This window comes from Micromonospora arida, from assembly GCF_003857035.1.
Lineage (GTDB): Bacteria > Actinomycetota > Actinomycetes > Mycobacteriales > Micromonosporaceae > Micromonospora > Micromonospora arida.
In genome coordinates, this window is the sequence record NZ_QGSY01000301.1 from 1 (window position 1) to 15,182 (window position 15,182).

General features: G+C 69.5%; 15 protein-coding genes. 10 read left to right on the plus strand and 5 right to left on the minus strand.

Annotation, left to right across the window (positions count from 1 at the left end; genetic code table 11):
• Positions 1 to 14: 14 nt before the first annotated feature.
• On the minus strand, positions 15 to 434 hold the full coding sequence (locus DLJ58_RS30175; protein WP_124861512.1) for a hypothetical protein: 420 nt from the start codon (positions 432 to 434) through the stop codon (positions 15 to 17).
• Between the two features lie 192 nt (positions 435 to 626).
• Here DLJ58_RS30175 and DLJ58_RS30180 point away from each other — a divergent pair, with 192 nt between their 5' ends.
• From DLJ58_RS30180 to DLJ58_RS30190, 3 genes are all read left to right on the plus strand, one after another.
• Positions 627 to 1,739, plus strand: coding sequence for a glycerophosphodiester phosphodiesterase family protein (locus DLJ58_RS30180; RefSeq protein ID WP_124861515.1), 1,113 nt, complete (start codon positions 627 to 629; stop codon positions 1,737 to 1,739).
• A gap of 64 nt (positions 1,740 to 1,803) precedes the next feature.
• On the plus strand, positions 1,804 to 2,043 hold the full coding sequence (locus DLJ58_RS34765; RefSeq protein ID WP_158629645.1) for a glycerophosphodiester phosphodiesterase family protein: 240 nt from the start codon (positions 1,804 to 1,806) through the stop codon (positions 2,041 to 2,043).
• Positions 2,044 to 2,221: 178 nt separating this feature from the next.
• Positions 2,222 to 2,599, plus strand: a complete 378-nt coding sequence (locus DLJ58_RS30190; protein WP_124861523.1) for a hypothetical protein — start codon at positions 2,222 to 2,224, stop codon at positions 2,597 to 2,599.
• 65 nt (positions 2,600 to 2,664) lie between these two features.
• Here the strand turns inward: DLJ58_RS30190 and DLJ58_RS30195 are convergent, their stop codons facing one another.
• Positions 2,665 to 3,612 (minus strand): sporulation protein, encoded by a 948-nt coding sequence (locus DLJ58_RS30195; RefSeq protein WP_124861527.1) that lies wholly within the window; start codon positions 3,610 to 3,612, stop codon positions 2,665 to 2,667.
• 372 nt (positions 3,613 to 3,984) lie between these two features.
• Between DLJ58_RS30195 and DLJ58_RS30200 the strand changes: the two genes are divergently transcribed.
• Positions 3,985 to 4,515, plus strand: coding sequence for a hypothetical protein (locus DLJ58_RS30200; protein WP_124861530.1), 531 nt, complete (start codon positions 3,985 to 3,987; stop codon positions 4,513 to 4,515).
• Here the strand turns inward: DLJ58_RS30200 and DLJ58_RS30205 are convergent.
• From DLJ58_RS30205 to DLJ58_RS30215, 3 genes are all read right to left on the minus strand, one after another.
• A complete protein-coding gene (locus DLJ58_RS30205; RefSeq protein ID WP_124861532.1) occupies positions 4,496 to 4,705 on the minus strand; it encodes a hypothetical protein in 210 nt (69 codons plus the stop codon). The genes DLJ58_RS30200 and DLJ58_RS30205 overlap by 20 nt on opposite strands.
• A gap of 72 nt (positions 4,706 to 4,777) precedes the next feature.
• Positions 4,778 to 5,554 carry a DeoR/GlpR family DNA-binding transcription regulator gene (locus DLJ58_RS30210; protein WP_124861536.1) on the minus strand — a complete coding sequence of 259 codons (777 nt, stop codon included), beginning with the start codon at positions 5,552 to 5,554 and terminating at the stop codon, positions 4,778 to 4,780.
• 1 nt (position 5,555) lies between these two features.
• Entirely contained in the window at positions 5,556 to 7,574 is a 2,019-nt protein-coding gene (locus tag DLJ58_RS30215; RefSeq protein WP_124861539.1) for a beta-galactosidase, read from the minus strand.
• 282 nt (positions 7,575 to 7,856) lie between these two features.
• Here DLJ58_RS30215 and DLJ58_RS30225 point away from each other — a divergent pair, with 282 nt between their 5' ends.
• The 6 genes from DLJ58_RS30225 (at position 7,857) to DLJ58_RS30250 (ending at position 14,969) form a co-directional block, all read left to right on the plus strand.
• A complete protein-coding gene (locus tag DLJ58_RS30225; protein ID WP_124861545.1) occupies positions 7,857 to 9,185 on the plus strand; it encodes an ABC transporter substrate-binding protein in 1,329 nt (442 codons plus the stop codon).
• 21 nt (positions 9,186 to 9,206) lie between these two features.
• Positions 9,207 to 10,163 carry a carbohydrate ABC transporter permease gene (locus tag DLJ58_RS30230; RefSeq protein ID WP_124861548.1) on the plus strand — a complete coding sequence of 319 codons (957 nt, stop codon included), beginning with the start codon at positions 9,207 to 9,209 and terminating at the stop codon, positions 10,161 to 10,163.
• The gene (locus tag DLJ58_RS30235) at positions 10,160 to 11,074 is read left to right on the plus strand and encodes a carbohydrate ABC transporter permease (protein ID WP_124861551.1); all 915 of its coding nucleotides are present in this window, start codon (positions 10,160 to 10,162) and stop codon (positions 11,072 to 11,074) included. Before DLJ58_RS30230 ends, DLJ58_RS30235 begins: the two co-directional genes overlap by 4 nt.
• Positions 11,071 to 13,206, plus strand: a complete 2,136-nt coding sequence (locus DLJ58_RS30240; RefSeq protein ID WP_124861554.1) for an alpha-galactosidase — start codon at positions 11,071 to 11,073, stop codon at positions 13,204 to 13,206. The genes DLJ58_RS30235 and DLJ58_RS30240 overlap by 4 nt, the downstream gene beginning before the upstream one ends.
• A 94-nt stretch (positions 13,207 to 13,300) precedes the next feature.
• Positions 13,301 to 13,702 (plus strand): YciI family protein, encoded by a 402-nt coding sequence (locus DLJ58_RS30245; protein WP_124861557.1) that lies wholly within the window; start codon positions 13,301 to 13,303, stop codon positions 13,700 to 13,702.
• 4 nt (positions 13,703 to 13,706) lie between these two features.
• Positions 13,707 to 14,969, plus strand: a complete 1,263-nt coding sequence (locus tag DLJ58_RS30250; protein WP_124861561.1) for an RNA polymerase sigma factor — start codon at positions 13,707 to 13,709, stop codon at positions 14,967 to 14,969.
• Positions 14,970 to 15,182 lie beyond the last annotated feature (213 nt).

Below are 15,182 nucleotides of genomic sequence, written 5' to 3' on the forward strand. Positions count from 1 at the left end.
GTGGGTGGGTGGGGTTAGTCGTTGGATTTGTCCCTGATGGACTTTGCCGGGGCGGTTGCGGACGTGGACTGGTCGCTGGTGCCACCGCCCATCGGGGTGCTCAGACCGCCGGTGGTGGCATCACCGGTGGTGGTCGGTGCGACAGTGCCCGGGTGTCGCTCCGGCTGTCGGGCCACCCGGCGTACGCTCGCCGGCCCGGCGGTGCCACCGGTGGTGGTCACCGCGCCCTGCCCGCCGACGGGACCACCGTCGCGCAGCACCTGCGGGTCGATCCGTTCCTTCGCCGGGTCGAACGGGTCATCGCGCTGGATCTGACTCTCCACATCGGTGCGGGGCACCGTCACCTCTTCGACGGCTCCCTTGCCGTACACGCCTCCGGCGATCCGATCCTCGGCCTGGCGGGCGGCGTCCTGCCGCATGTCGTCCTCACGCACGATCATCACCTCGCAGAAGCTGTGGAACTGACTGCGTGCCCGGCCACCGGCCGACCAAACCCGGCGTGACCGGGGAGGTCGCCCACGGCGGTTCACCGTCGCGCCGCCCGCTGGCCGCCTGCCCGCAGCCCGAGATGTCCATGCTGTCCCGCGACCGGTGGGAGATGCCCGCCGGCAGGAGGGGATGACAGCGTGCGCACAGTACGCCGTACCGCCGTCGCGGCCCTGGTGGCCGCGACGGTGACGACCGGGCTCGCGGTGCCCGCCCAGGCGAAGCCACGACCGGACCGGACATTCGACGTGCAGGCCCACCGGGGCGGCCTCGGGTTGCGGGTGGAGAACACCCTCGCCTCCTTCGGCAACGCCCTCCAGCTCGGGGTGAGCACCCTCGAACTGGACGTGCAGATCACCGAGGACGGCCAGGCCGTCGTCACCCACGACCGCAAGGTCACCGGCACCAAGTGCGTCGACACCACCCCGGTGACGCCCGGCGACCCGGAGTTCCCTTACGTCGGTAAGTACATCAACACGCTCAGCCTGGCCCAGGTGCGCTCGCTCGACTGCGGCTCCAAGACGCTGCCGGACAAGCCGGGTCAGCTCGCCGTCCCCGGTGCCCGGATGCCGCTGCTGCGTGAGGTCTTCGCGCTCGTCAACCGCTACCGGGCGAAGGACGTGAAGCTCAACGTCGAAACCAAGGTCGAGGCTGGCGCGCCGACCGAGACCGCCCCCCGCGAGCAGTTCGTCCGGGTCACCGCGGCCGAGATCCGCGCCGCCGGGCTGCTCAAGCAGGTCACCATCCAGAGCTTCGACTGGGGCGCGCTGATGCGCATGCGTCAGGTCGAGCCGAAGCTGCCCCTGGTCGCCCTGACCAACTACGACTTCCTCCAGACCGGTCAGCCGGGTGCGTCACCGTGGCTGGGCGGGCTGGACATCGACGACTTCGGCGGCGACCCGATCAAGGCGGTCCGCAGCTTCGGCGCCAGCGCCTTCTCGCCGGTGCACGGGTCCCCGCAGAACGGCACGGTGACCGACCCGGGCTACAAGCCGTACGTCACGAAGGAGATGGTCGCCCAGGCCCACCGCTACGGGATCAAAGTGATCCCGTGGACGGTCGACGACGTGCCGACCATGACCAAGCTGATCGACGACGGCGTGGACGGCATGATCACCGACTACCCGGACCGGTTGCGCGGCGTGCTGGCGCAGCGTGGTTACCGGCTGCCGAAGGCGTACACCGCTCCGTTCGACATCCAGGCGCATCGGGGCGGTCGGGCCACGCGGCCGGAGAACACCCTGCCGGCGTAAGTACCAGGACCTGGGCAAGCTGACCCGGGCGGCGGGCGCTGGCACGGTCTCCGCCAACTGGCAGGTGCACGACCCGAAGCAGGGCACCGTCGCCTCGACCGACTGGTACCTGCGGGAGAACCCGGCATACTTCCACGGACCGGACGTCCGGACCCTTCAGACGCGGGACAAGCTGAAGGTGATCCCGTACACCGTCGATGACGCCACCGTGATGCAGCGGGTCATCGACCTCGGCGTCGACGGCATCATCACCGACGACCCGGGCCTTCTGGTGAGCGTGGCGATGCGCAACGGCCTGCGCTGACCTGCCGACCACCCGATCGCCGGCCGGATTTTTCCGGCCGGCGATCGGTGTTACCTGCTCCGGGGCCTCGGGTAGTCGGGGGTTGTCCCCGCCACGAAAGCGAACCGTGCCGTGGCCGAAACGCGGTAGCGGGGCGAGGGAATGCAGGTACGACTCATCGCATCCTGAGGAGGACCAGATGAGCACGCAGGCTGCTTCCACCCGGCCGATGAACCGGCCCATGAACGACCCGCAGAACCCCGCTCAGATGCGGGACATGCAGACCCAGCAGATGCCGGTCATGCGGGACGGGCACCGGAACGACATGCAGGCACCCGGTACGGAGACCAAGCAGGCGTTCAAGACCACCGAGTTCTGGATCTACCTGATCGCGGTGGCCGCCGTACTGGGCGCGTCGCAGGTCGTCGGGCAGAACTCCGCTGGGGTGGACATCTTCCGGGCCGACAACGCCTGGTTCCTGATCACCCTGCTGACGCTTGGCTACCTCGGTAGCCGTGGCCTGGCCAAGGCCGGCAGCAACTGGCGCAGCGGCGAGGAGCGCAAGGCCCGGCACTGACCGGTTCACAGTGCACAGTGGCCTCCGGGAGATCCTCCCGGAGGCCACTGTCATGGTTGTAACGGCTACTCGTCGCCGCCGAAGTCGCCGAAGTCACCCTCGAACGATTCCTCGATCATCTCGCCGGCGATCATGCCGCCGGCGACACCCAGCGCGGCGCCGGCCACCATGCCGCCCATGCCGTGCCCGCGGCTGTGCCCGTGGCCGTGGCTCGGGCCGTACTGGGAGCGGAGGCTGCCGTAGCGGGACGTGGTCTCGCGCAGCCAACCGTCGACGACCTGCGCCCAGTCCACGCGGTCAACGTCGGTGTGCGACACCTGGTAACGGCCGAACGCGTCGTGCCCGGCGCTGAGGAACCCACCGCGCTTGTCGCACTCCAGGATGACTTCCACACCACGCTGGCTGGTCACGAAGGTCAGCTCGACCTCCCGGATGGTGCTCGCGTACTGCGGGGAGGCGAAGAACTCGATCTCCTGGTAGAACGGCAGAGTCTGCTGCACGCCCCGGATGTGACCACGCTCCAGGTCGGCGTGCTTGAACCGGAAGCCGAGCCGCTGGAACGCCTCCAGGATCCGCTCGTGCACCGGCAGCGGGTGCACCGCCACCTGATCCAGGTCGCTCTTGTCGACCGCGCGGGCGATCGCCAACTCGGTACGCAGACCCATCGTCATGCCGTGCAGGCGCTGGCCGTACACGTCGGTGATCGGGGTTTCCCACGGCACCGGCAGCTGGAACGGGATCGAGAGCTGCTGCTTCGGGGCGAGCTGGAGCGGACCGCTGACCGCCATGCGGTGGAACTCCATCGTGCCCGCGTACTCGGTGTCGTGTCCCTCGACCTCGACCCGGGTGACCAGGCCGATCACCACCTGCTCGATGGCTGTCTCAGCGTCGCCACCGACGAGGTTGACCTGCCCGTCGAGGGTCAGGCCGGGGCGGGTGTTGGGGTTGGTCAGCACGGTGTCCACGCTGGGACCGCCCACACCGAACGCGCTCAACATCTTCTTGAAGACCATCGGAACTCCTGTGCGACGCCGACCGCTCCAGGCTGGAGTCGGACGTTGACTCGAACGGCACCTTATCCAGCACCCCTGTGAGGTGGCTGTGAAGCGCAGGTGCCGAGTCGATCAGCGCGTTCCCGCTCAGCGCGTTCCCGCTCAGCGCCTTCCCGCTCAGCGTCAGCCCAGGGCGGATGTCGGTCGACGAGCCTTTGGAGCTGATGTCGCAAGCGAATCAGGCGTTCGACCCTCGGCTGCGCAGCCCACCGGACCGGCGACTGGCCGGACCGTCGACGGCGGCGCGATCCGCCGAGCGCCGATGCGCGGGAGGCCGGCCACGTCGGCCTGCCTGCCTGACGACGGTCCACACACGGATCTACAGTCTGGGCGATGAAGACGGGGAGACGGGCACGTCCAGCAGTGCTCGCTGCGGCGGCGGGGCTGCTGTTGGTGGCGGGATGCGACGCGGCAGCCGTGGACGAGACGCGTGGATGCCAGGAGCAACGACAGGCCGACGAGGCGAAGCTCCGGGTCAGCCGCTGGGACCCACCGGAGGACCTTCCGCATGTCGGTGAGTATTCGGAGATTCACTGGCAGGCGCGCGCGTTGGGCGATCCGTGCTCACGGGTGCCGGGTCCGACGGACTGGGAGTACCAGGGCGTCATCGCGCTGCGTCCGCAGGACGCGCACAGATTGGCCGAGCAGTTCGCGTTCGTTCCGTTCCCATCCATCGACCCGGCTGAGCTGCGACACTCACACACGTCTACGGACGTGCGACCGGACCTCGTGCCGTTCCTCCCGGCCAAGCCCCGCTGGCTGCACAGTCAGATCTACAACGAGACACTCCCGTCGCCACGCCAGCGGGTGGTGTTCCTGGACCTGGAGCATCGAACGCTCCTGTTCATGCTGAACGACCACTAGAGGGCCGGGCGGGGTCCGGCAACCGGTGCAGCACGCGTGCTGTCAGGCGGGCGTGGCGCTCGACTCTGCCGGCGCGCTCGGCGCCCCGGGTCTGGTCGGCGGGCCACGCGCCGGCCAGCCAACTCAGCATCCCGACCAGGGCCAGGCCCACGACGACGATCGCAGCGAGTCGCACCTTGACCGCAATCATGGCCGTACTCCCTTGTTCGCGTCCTGGTCCGCCTGACGGTGGGCGTGCGCGCCGTGCGGCGAGGATGCGTAGTCAGTCGGGTTCCACGATCACCAGTTCGCCGACCTGTTCGCCGATCGTGGTGCGGGCCTCCGTCGGCAGTCCGACGTCGGTGATCAGCACGTCGGCGGCCTCCAGTGGGGCGATGGTGGCGATGCCGATCGTCTCCCACTTGGTGTGGTCGGCGAGCACCACGAGCCGGCGGGCCGCACCGATGAGGCAACGGTTGACGCCGGCCTCCAGCAGGTTGGGCGTGGTGAAGCCGGTCCGTGGGCTGAGGCCGTGCACACCGAGGAACAGCAGGTCGACGTTGAGCGCGCTGATCGCCGCCTCGGCCACCGGCCCGGTCAACGCGTCCGACGGGGTGCGGATGCCACCGGTCAACACGACGGTCTGGTCGGCGCGCGGGTTCTGGTAGAGCGCGTCGGCCACCGGGATCGAGTTGGTCACCACGGTCAGCCCGCGTACGTCGGAGAGGAGCGTGGCCAGCGCGGCGGTGGTGGTGCCGGCGGAGAGCGCGATGGCCATTCCCGGCTCCACCATCGTCGCCGCCCGCTCGGCGATGGCCCGCTTCTCCGCCTGCTGGCGGATCGACTTCGCGGCGAAACCGGGCTCCTCGGCGGAGCCCGGACCGGCGAGGGTCGCGCCACCGTGCACCTTGTCGACCAGGCCGCGCTCGGCCAACACCTCCAGGTCACGCCGGATCGTCATGTCGGACACACCGAACCGACTGACCAACTGGCTCACCCGCACACCACCGCGTTGGCGGATCAGATCGAGGATGGCGGTCTGCCGTTGTTGGGCGAGCAACTCAGGAAACCTCCTTCACAGCGAAGGCATCGGCCCGGTCCTCTCGGACGACGGCCACCTCACCGGCCGGCACCGTCAGCTCACCGGCACATGGTGCGCCAGTCAGCAGCTCGACGCCGTGCACCGGCAGGCGTACCTCGGTGTCGGTGTGGTTGATGGCGAACAGCCAGGTCCGGTCGCCGTCACGGCGGCGGACCACCTCCACCCCGGACGGCGCCGACACCGTCGGGCGGACGCCGGCCTCGGCGAGCAGCCGAGCCACCAGCCGATCGGTGGCCGACTCGTCCAGGCGGGTGCCGACATACCAGGCGGCGCCGTCGCCCACCCGGCGCCTGGTCAGCGCCGGCACGCCCGGCAAGGGCCCATCGGTGTACGAGGCGAGCACCTCGGCGCCGTCGGGGTGCACCCACTCGGTCCACACGTCGGCGGTGCTGCCGTCGTCCAATCGGACCTGCTCGCCCTCGCGCAGCGGGAAGAACTCCTCGGTCCGGACGCCGAGCAACTCCCGGAACGCGCCCGGGTAGCCGCCCAGCCGGATGTGGTCGTTGGCGTCGACGATGCCGCTGAAGTAGGTGACCGCCGCCGTGCCACCGGCTTCGACGAACCGGTGCAGCGCGTCGACGTCGGCGTCGCGGACCAGGTAGAGGGTCGGCACCAGGACCAGCCGGTAGCCGCTGAGGTCGGTCGACGGGTGGACGATGTCCGCGGTCACGCCAGCCCGCCAGAGCGAGTCGTACAGGGCCCTGAGCCGGTCGGTGTAGGTGACGTCGACGCTGGGGTGCGAATCCAACTCGACACCCCACCACGCCTCCCAGTCGAACAGGATCGCCACGTCGGCGTCCACCCGGCTGCCGCGTATCTCCGCGAGGGCCTTGAGGTCCGCGCCGAGCTGGCAGACCTCGCGGAACACCTTGGTGTCCGGCCCGGCGTGCGGCACCAGCGCGGAGTGGAACTTCTCCGCGCCGGCCCGGGAGGCACGCCACTGGAAGAAGAGCACCCCGTCGGCGCCGCGGGCGACGTGCGCGAGGCTGTTGCGGCGCAGTTGCCCGGGCAGCTTGGCCACGTTGCGCGGCTGCCAGTTGACCGCGCTGGTGGAGTGCTCCATCAGCAACCACGGGTCACCGCCGGCGACGCCCCGGGTGTGGTCGGCGGCGAACGCCAGCCCGAGGTGCGCCTGCGGGTCGGCGGAGGTCAGGTAGTGGTCGTTGGAGACGAGGTCCACGTCGGACGCCCAGGAGTCGTAGTCCATGTGCTTGATGCCCAAGCCGATCATGAAGTTGGTGGTGATCGGCTGCCGGACCAGCGTCTGCAACACCTCGCGCTCGGCGCGCAGTTGGGCGCGTTGCTCGTCGGAGGAGAACCGCAGGAAGTCCAGCTGCTGCGTCGGGTTGGCGAAGGTCAGCGCGGCGCGCGGCGGGTTGATCTCGGCCCAGTCGCCGTAACGCTGGCTCCAGAACGCGGTGCCCCAGGCGGCGTTGAGCCGGTCCAGGTCGCCGTAGCGCTCGCGCAGCCAGCCGCGGAACGCCTCGGCGCTGACATCGCAGTAACAGTGCACGTTGTGGCAGCCCAGCTCGTTGGAGATGTGCCACATGACCACGGCGGGATGGTCGGCGTACCGGCCGGCGACCGCGCGCACCAGCTCCAGCGACCGCTCGCGGAAAACCGGTGAGCTGGGGCAGTACGCCTGTCGTCCCCCCGGCCAGAGGATCGCACCGTCGGCCCGGCGGGGCAGCGTCTCCGGGTGCTCGCGGGCCAACCACGGCGGTGGGCTGGCCGTGGCGGTGGCCAGGTCGACCTGGATGCCACCGGCGTGCAGCAGGTCCAGCACCCGGTCCAGCCAAGCGAACTCGAACCGCCCCGGGGTGGGCTCCAGCAACGCCCAGGAGAAGATGCCGACGGAGACCAGGTTGACCCCGGCCAGGCGCATCAGGTCGACGTCCTCGGACCAGGTTTCCTCGGGCCACTGCTCGGGGTTGTAGTCGCCGCCGAAATAGATGCTGTCACCCTGCCATCGCCGCATGACAGCTGAGGGTGCACCCGCCAGACCACGGAAGTCAACAGGTTCCAACATCGAGCTTCTTTCCAACGTTTACCAGGTAACGGCCGTGTCACGACTGGGTTATCAGAGGCGAACTGCCCTCTTGACAGCGCCCGGCCGCAGGGTAGCTTGAGGCCCCAATGGCCGTTCGTGTTCGCCAATGTGGATTCTCGGTGGATCTCAATGTGTGATCACAACGCTGGACCTGCCTTCACCACCCTGAGGCCCTTGGGCGTAGCTCCTTCTCATCCGCAGGAGGCACAGATGTCCCGTCCCCAATCCCAAGCCGAGTACCTGGCTCGGCTCGTACCGCCCTCAGTCGCCGGCATCAACCGACGATCGTTGCTGGCCGGCGCGGCCGGCACGGGCGCGCTGCTCGGCACCGGCCTGCTCGCCGGCTGCGGCGACGACTCCGGCTCCGGCGGGTCCAGCAAGGACGTGTCGCTCGGCTCGAACCAGTCCGACCCGAAGCCGAAGGACGTCCTGGTCAAGGTCACCGACGGCTTCAAGACCTCGTCCGGCGTGCAGGTCGCGGTCAATACGGTCGACCACAACACGTTCCAGGAGAACATCAACAATTACCTACAGGGCAAGCCGGACGACGTGTTCACCTGGTTCGCCGGCTACCGGATGCGCTTCTTCGCGCAGAAGGGCCTGGCCAGCGACATCAGCGACGTGTGGGGCAAGCTCTCCGGCTACTCCGACGCCTTCAAGAAGGCATCCACCGGCGACGACGGCAAACAGTACTTCGTACCGGCGACGTATTACCCGTGGGCGGTCTTCTACCGCAAGTCGGTGTGGCAGCAGTACGGCTACCAGGTGCCGAAGACCATCACCGAGTTCACCGACCTCGGCGCGCGGATGAAGAAGGACGGCCTCATCCCGATCGCCTTCGCCGACAAGGACGGCTGGCCGGCGATGGGCACCTTCGACATCCTCAACCTGCGCATCAACGGCTACCAGTTCCACATCGACCTGATGGCCGGCAAGGAGGCCTGGACCTCCGACAAGGTCAAGAAGGTTTTCGACACCTGGGCCGGCCTGCTCCCCCTGCACCAGCCGGACAGCCTCGGCCGCACCTGGCAGGAGGCCGCGCAGTCGTTGCAGCAGAAGAAGAGCGGCATGTACCTGCTCGGCCTCTTCGTCGGTCAGCAGTTCAGCAACGAGGAGCAGAGCGACCTCGACTTCTTCACCTTCCCCGAGATCGACCCGGCCATCGGTGCCAAGGCGCTCGACGCGCCGATCGACGGCTACATGATGGCCCGCAAGCCCAAGAACGAGGACAACGCGCGCAAGCTGCTGGAGTACTTCGGTGGCAAGGACGCCGCGGACATCACCGTCAAGAACGACCCGGCCACCCTGGTGGCCAACACCAGCGCGGACGTCAGCGGCTACACCGCTCTGCAGAAGAAGGCCGCCGAGCTGGTCGGGTCGGCCACCGAGATCGCCCAGTTCCTCGACCGGGACACCCGGCCGGACTTCGCCTCGACGGTGATCATCCCGGCGCTCCAGCAGTTCATCAAGAACCCCAAGGACATCGGCGGGCTCACCTCGTCCATCGAGAACCAGAAAAAATCGATCTTCACTGACTGACGGCGGAAGGGGGAGGACATCGTGTCCGACCTGCCCCTGATCCAAGCGGATCGCGCCGTGCCGCCGCCGGCGACGACCACCTCCACGGGTGGTCGTCGCCGACGGCTACGGCTCCTGTCCCGCACCGACCGCGTGGTCATCACGCTGATGGTGCTCGTCCCGCTGCTGCTCGTCACCGGGTTCGTCTGGTTGCCGGCGGCGGCCACCGTGCTGCTCTCCGGCACCAACTGGGACGGCATCGGCCCCCTCGACGAGATCGAGTTCGTCGGCGCCCGCAACTACAGCGACGTGGTGAACATCTACCCGCCGTTCGTGCCGGCGGTCCAGCACAACCTGCTCTGGCTGGCGGCGCTGTTCGTGGTCGCCACCCCGTTCGGCATGTTCCTGGCCGTGCTGTTGGACAAGGAGCTGCGCGGCAGTCGCTTCTACCAGACTGCGCTCTACCTGCCGGTGGTGCTCTCGCTGGCGCTGATCGGCTTCGTCTGGCAGCTGCTCTACTCCCGGGACCAAGGGCTGATCAACGCCGTCTTCGGCACCAGCATCGACTGGTACGGCGACTCGAACGTCAACATCTGGGCGGTGATGGTCGCCTCCGGGTGGCGGCACGTCGGGTACATCATGCTGCTCTACCTGGCCGGCCTGAAGGGCGTCGACCCGTCGCTGCGCGAGGCCGCAGCGGTCGACGGCGCCTCGGAGAGCCGGGCGTTCTTCCGGGTCGTGTTCCCGGTCATGCGACCCATCAACATCATCGTGCTGGTGGTGACCGTGATCGAGTCGCTGCGCGCGTTCGACCTGGTCTGGGTGGTCAACAAGGGCCGCAACGGGCTGGAGCTGATCTCCGCGCTGGTCACCCAGAACGTGGTGGGTGAGGCGAGCCGGATCGGCTTCGGCTCGGCACTGGCAACGATCATGCTGGTCGTCTCGCTGGTCTTCATCACCATCTACCTGGCGACCGTGATGAGGGAGAACCGGGAATGAGCACCGCGACCGTCACCCGGCGTACCGAGGGCGGGGCCGACGCGCCGACGCGCCGCCGCAAGCTGACCCCGTTACGGATCCTGCTGCACGGCTTCCTCATCGTCGTCTCGCTGGCCTGGCTCTTCCCGATCGCCTGGGCGGTGCTGACCTCGCTGCGCTCGTACGACTACACCGCCGCGAACGGCTATGTCTCCTTCGGCGGCTGGACCTTCGACAACTACGTCACCGCCTGGCGGACGGCGGAGTTCGGGCAGCACTTCCTCAACTCGGTGTACATCACCGTGCCGGCGGTGCTGCTGACCCTCTTCCTGGCCTCCTGCGTGGCGTTCGTCATCGCCCGGTTCAGTTGGAAGCTCAACCTCGTCCTGCTCGGGATCTTCACCGCGGCCAACCTGCTGCCCCAGCAGGCGCTGCTCATCCCGCTGTTCCGGCTGTTCACCGAGGTGCCGCTTCCGGAGTTCATGAGTGACTCGGAACTGCTCTACGACAGCTACTGGGGCCTGATCCTGATCAACGTGGCCTTCCAGTGTGGTTTCTGTGTCTTCGTGCTCAGCAACTACATGAAGGCGCTGCCCCGTGACCTGTACGAGGCGGCGATGGTCGACGGGGCGAGCATCTGGCGGCAGTACTGGCAGGTCACCATGCCGCTGTGCCGGCCGGCCCTGGCCGCGCTGGCGACGCTGGAGGTGACCTGGATCTACAACGAGTTCTTCTGGGCCACCGTCCTCATGCGCACCGGCGACAAGTTCCCGGTGACCAGCTCGCTCAACAACCTGCGCGGTGAGTTCTTCACCGACAACAACCTGGTCTCGGCGGGCAGCGTGCTCGTCGCGATCCCCACCCTGGTGATCTTCTTTATGCTCCAGCGGCACTTCGTTCGGGGCCTGACCTTGGGAGCCTCCAAAGGATGACGATCCTGCACCTGCGCCGCGCGCGGACCAGCCTGGTGCTCGACGCGCGCGGCCCGGGGCTGCCCCGGGTCGTGCACTGGGGCGGCGACGTCGGCGACCTCGACGACGACGGCCTGCGCCACCTCACCGACGCGACCGTACCGCCGGTGGTGCCGAGCAGCTTCGACGAGCCGACCGTGCTGTCAGTGCTGCCGGAGGCGAGCGCCGGCTGGAGCGGGCGGCCCGGCCTGGCCGGGCACCGCGACGGCGCCGGCTGGTCCACCGCGTTCCGGCTGGACGGTCTCGATGTCGACCAGCCCGCCGACGGACCGGCACGGGTGACCGTCCGGGCGTCGGACCCGGCCGCCGGGCTGACAGTGACCATCGAGATCACGCTCGACCCGTACGGCCTGCTGACCGTTCGACACCGGCTGCGCAACGACGGCGACAGCGCGTACGAGCTGCGGGAGTTGACGCCGGTGCTGCCGGTGCCGGCGGTCGCCACGGAACTGCTCGACCTGACCGGCCGGTGGTGTCGGGAACGGTCGCCGCAGCGGCACCCGTGGCAGCACGGCGCCTGGGTCCGCGAGGGGCGGCACGGCCGTACCGGGCACGACGCCACTCTGCTGCTGGTGGCCGGCACCACCGGGTTCGGCTTCGGCCACGGCGAGGTCTGGGCGGTGCACACCGCCTGGAGCGGCGACCACGTCACGTTCGCCGAACGTCGGCCCACCGGCGAGTCCACCCTTGGCGGCGGCGAGCTGCCGGCCCCCGGCGAGGTCCGGCTCGACCCCGGCGAGTCGTACGAGACTCCCCTGCTCTACGCGGTCTGGTCCGACACCGGTCTGGACGGGCTCAGCGACGTGCTGCACACCCACCTCCGGGCCCGCCCCGGGCACCCGCGCTCCCCCCGTCCGGTGACCCTCAACGTCTGGGAGGCGGTCTACTTCGACCACGACCTGGACCGGCTGCGGGCTCTCGCCGACCGGGCCGCGCAGATCGGCGTGGAGCGGTTCGTGCTCGACGACGGCTGGTTCCGCGGCCGGCGCGACGACACCGCCGGGCTCGGCGACTGGTACGTCGACGAGGGCGTCTGGCCGGACGGCCTGCAACCGCTGATCGACCACGTCACCGGCCAGGGCCTCCAGTTCGGCCTCTGGGTCGAGCCGGAGATGGTCAACCCCGACTCGGACGTGTTCCGCGCGCACCCCGACTGGGTGCTCGCCGTGCCGGGGCGGCTGCCGCCGGCCTGGCGTCACCAGCAGGTGCTCGACCTGGGCCGCCCCGAGGCGTACGACTATGTGCTGGAACGACTCGACACGCTGCTCACCGACCACCCCGGAATCCGGTACCTCAAGTGGGACCAGAACCGGGACCTCACCGAGGCCGGGCACCATGGCCGCCCCGGGGTGCACGGGCAGACCCTGGCGGTCTACCGGCTGTTCGACGAGTTGCGCAATCGGCACCCGGGTGTGGAGATCGAGAGCTGCTCGTCCGGCGGGGCCCGGGTGGACCTGGCCATCCTGGCGCGTACCGACCGGGTCTGGGCCAGCGACTGCAACGACGCCCTGGAGCGGCTCAGCATCCAACGCTGGACGGGGCTGCTGCTGCCACCGGAGCTGATCGGCACCCACGTCGGCCCGGAACGCTCGCACACCACCAACCGCGTACACGACCTGGGTTTCCGGGCGGCGACAGCGCTCTTCGGCCACCACGGCATCGAGTGGGACATCGCCTCGATCAGCGCTGCCGAGCAGACCGAGCTGGCCGCCTGGGTGGCGCTGCACAAGCGGCTGCGCCCGCTGCTGCACGCTGGTCGGGTGGTCCGGGTCGATCACCCGGACCCGGCCGTCTGGGCGCACGGCGTGGTTGATCACGACAACACCCGAGCGGTGTACGCGGTGGCCCGGCTGGCCACCTCGGTGACGCAGCTGCCCGGCGCGGTGCGGCTGCCCGGCCTCGACCCGGGCCGGCGGTACCGGGTGCGACAGGTGTCGGGCGTACCGGCCCCGGCGAGCATCGACCTGTCCCCGCCCACCTGGCTGGCGGCTGGTCTCACCCTCAGCGGGGCGGCGCTGGCCCGGGTGGGTGTGCAGCTGCCCGCCCTGCACCCGGAGCAGAGCCTGGTGCTGGAGGTCGACGCCGTCGACTAGAAACTTCTTTGCTCGGGGTGTCGAGAACGGCGGGGCCGGCTTCTACCTCAGGGTGAGAGCACCGAAGACGGTGCGCAGGCGTGAGGAGCCAACCATGAAGTACATGCTGCTGATGCAGTTCAGTGCCGCCGGGACCGACTTCCCGAGCATCGACACCTGGACCCAGGACGAGGTCCGGGCGCACATCGCCTTCATGGGCGAGGTCAACGCCAAGCTCACCGCCGCCGGCGAGTGGGTCGACGGGCAGGGCCTCGGCGGCCCGCACCAGGCCCGGATCGTCCGCGCCGGTGAGGGCGGGGCACCGGTGGTCACCGAGGGGCCGTTCGCCGAGACGAAGGAGTTCCTGGCCGGCTTCTGGATCGTCGACTGCGAGAGCCCGCAGCGGGCCGTGGAGTTGGCCGCGCACATCTCCACGGCACCCGGCCCCGGCGGCCGGCCGCTGAACATGCCGATCGAGGTGCACCCGGTGATGTCCGCACCGGCAGAGGAGCTGTGAGGGGCTGAACACCGATCCCCGCATCGAGGACCTGCTGCGCGAGTTGGCGCCGCAGGTCCTCGGCGTGCTCAGCCGCCGCTTCGGTGACTTCGCCACGGCGGAGGACGCGGTGCAGGAGGCCCTGCTGGGCGCCGCCACCCAGTGGCCGACCGAGGGGCTACCGGCGAACCCTCGTGGCTGGCTGATCCAGGTCGGTTACCGGCGGATGATCGAGCTGGTCCGCGGTGAGCAGGCCCGACGCCGCCGGGAGGACCTGGTCGCCCGCCGGGATCCGGACGACCAGCGGTACGCGCCAGCCCCGGACGACGAGTTGACCGCCGAGCGGGACGACACGCTGGTCCTGCTCTTCCTCTGCTGCCACCCGGCGCTCGCGCCGACGTCGGCGGTGGCACTGACACTGCGCGCCGTCGGCGGGCTGAGCACCGCCGAGATCGCCCGCGCGTTCCTGGTGCCCGAGGCGACGATGGCCCAGCGGATCAGCCGGGCCAAGCAGCGCATCCGGGCATCCGGGCTGCCGTTCCGGATGCCCGAGCCGGCGGAGCGGGCGGACCGGCTGATCGCCGTACGACAGGTGCTGTACCTGGTCTTCACCGAGGGGCACACCAGCACCACGGGCCCGGACCTGCGCCGCGTCGACCTCGCGGCCGAGGCGATCCGGCTGACCCGCGCACTGCACACGCTGCTGCCGAACGACAGCGAATCGGCCGGGCTGCTGGCGTTGATGCTGCTCACCGAGGCGCGCGGCCCGGCGCGAACCGGGCCCTCCGGCGAGCTGATCTCACTGGCCGATCAGGACCGCAGCCGCTGGGACGCGACGGCGATCGCCGAGGGCATCGCACTGGTCACCCGGGCCCTGCCGCGCGGGCCGGTCGGTCCGTACCAGGTACAGGCCGCCATCGCCGCCCTGCACGACGAGGCGTCGAGCACCGAGCAGACCGACTGGCCGCAGATCCTGGCGCTCTACGAGGTGCTGGAACGCTTGGCCGGCAGCTCGGTGGTGGCCCTCAACCGGGCCGTGGCGACGGCCATGGTGCACGGACCCGCCGCCGGCCTGGCCGCCCTCGACGCGTTGACCCACGACCCGCAGTTGGCCGGACACCACCGGCTGGCCGCCGCCCGCGCCCACCTGCACGAGATGGCCGGCGACCAGGCCCAGGCGATCGCCGACTACCGGATCGCCGCCGCTCGCACGAGCAGCCGCCCAGAACAGCTCTACCTGACCATGCGAGCTGCCCGACTGGCCGCCGAGTCCGTTGATCTCCCGTGAAGACAGAGATCAACTAGTCGTCGGCGGCGCGCCCCAGGCAGCTTCACCCGCCACAGCTCGCAATCTTGGACAGTTTCCGTTAGCGCGGCGGGCTCAACCGGTGGTTGCAACACCCCTTTTGGTGATCTTCGTTGGGGTGGTTATGGGGTCGAGGTTGAGTCCGTTGGAGCGGGAGCAGATTGGGTTGGGTCGGGCTGCGGGTGAGTCGTTGGG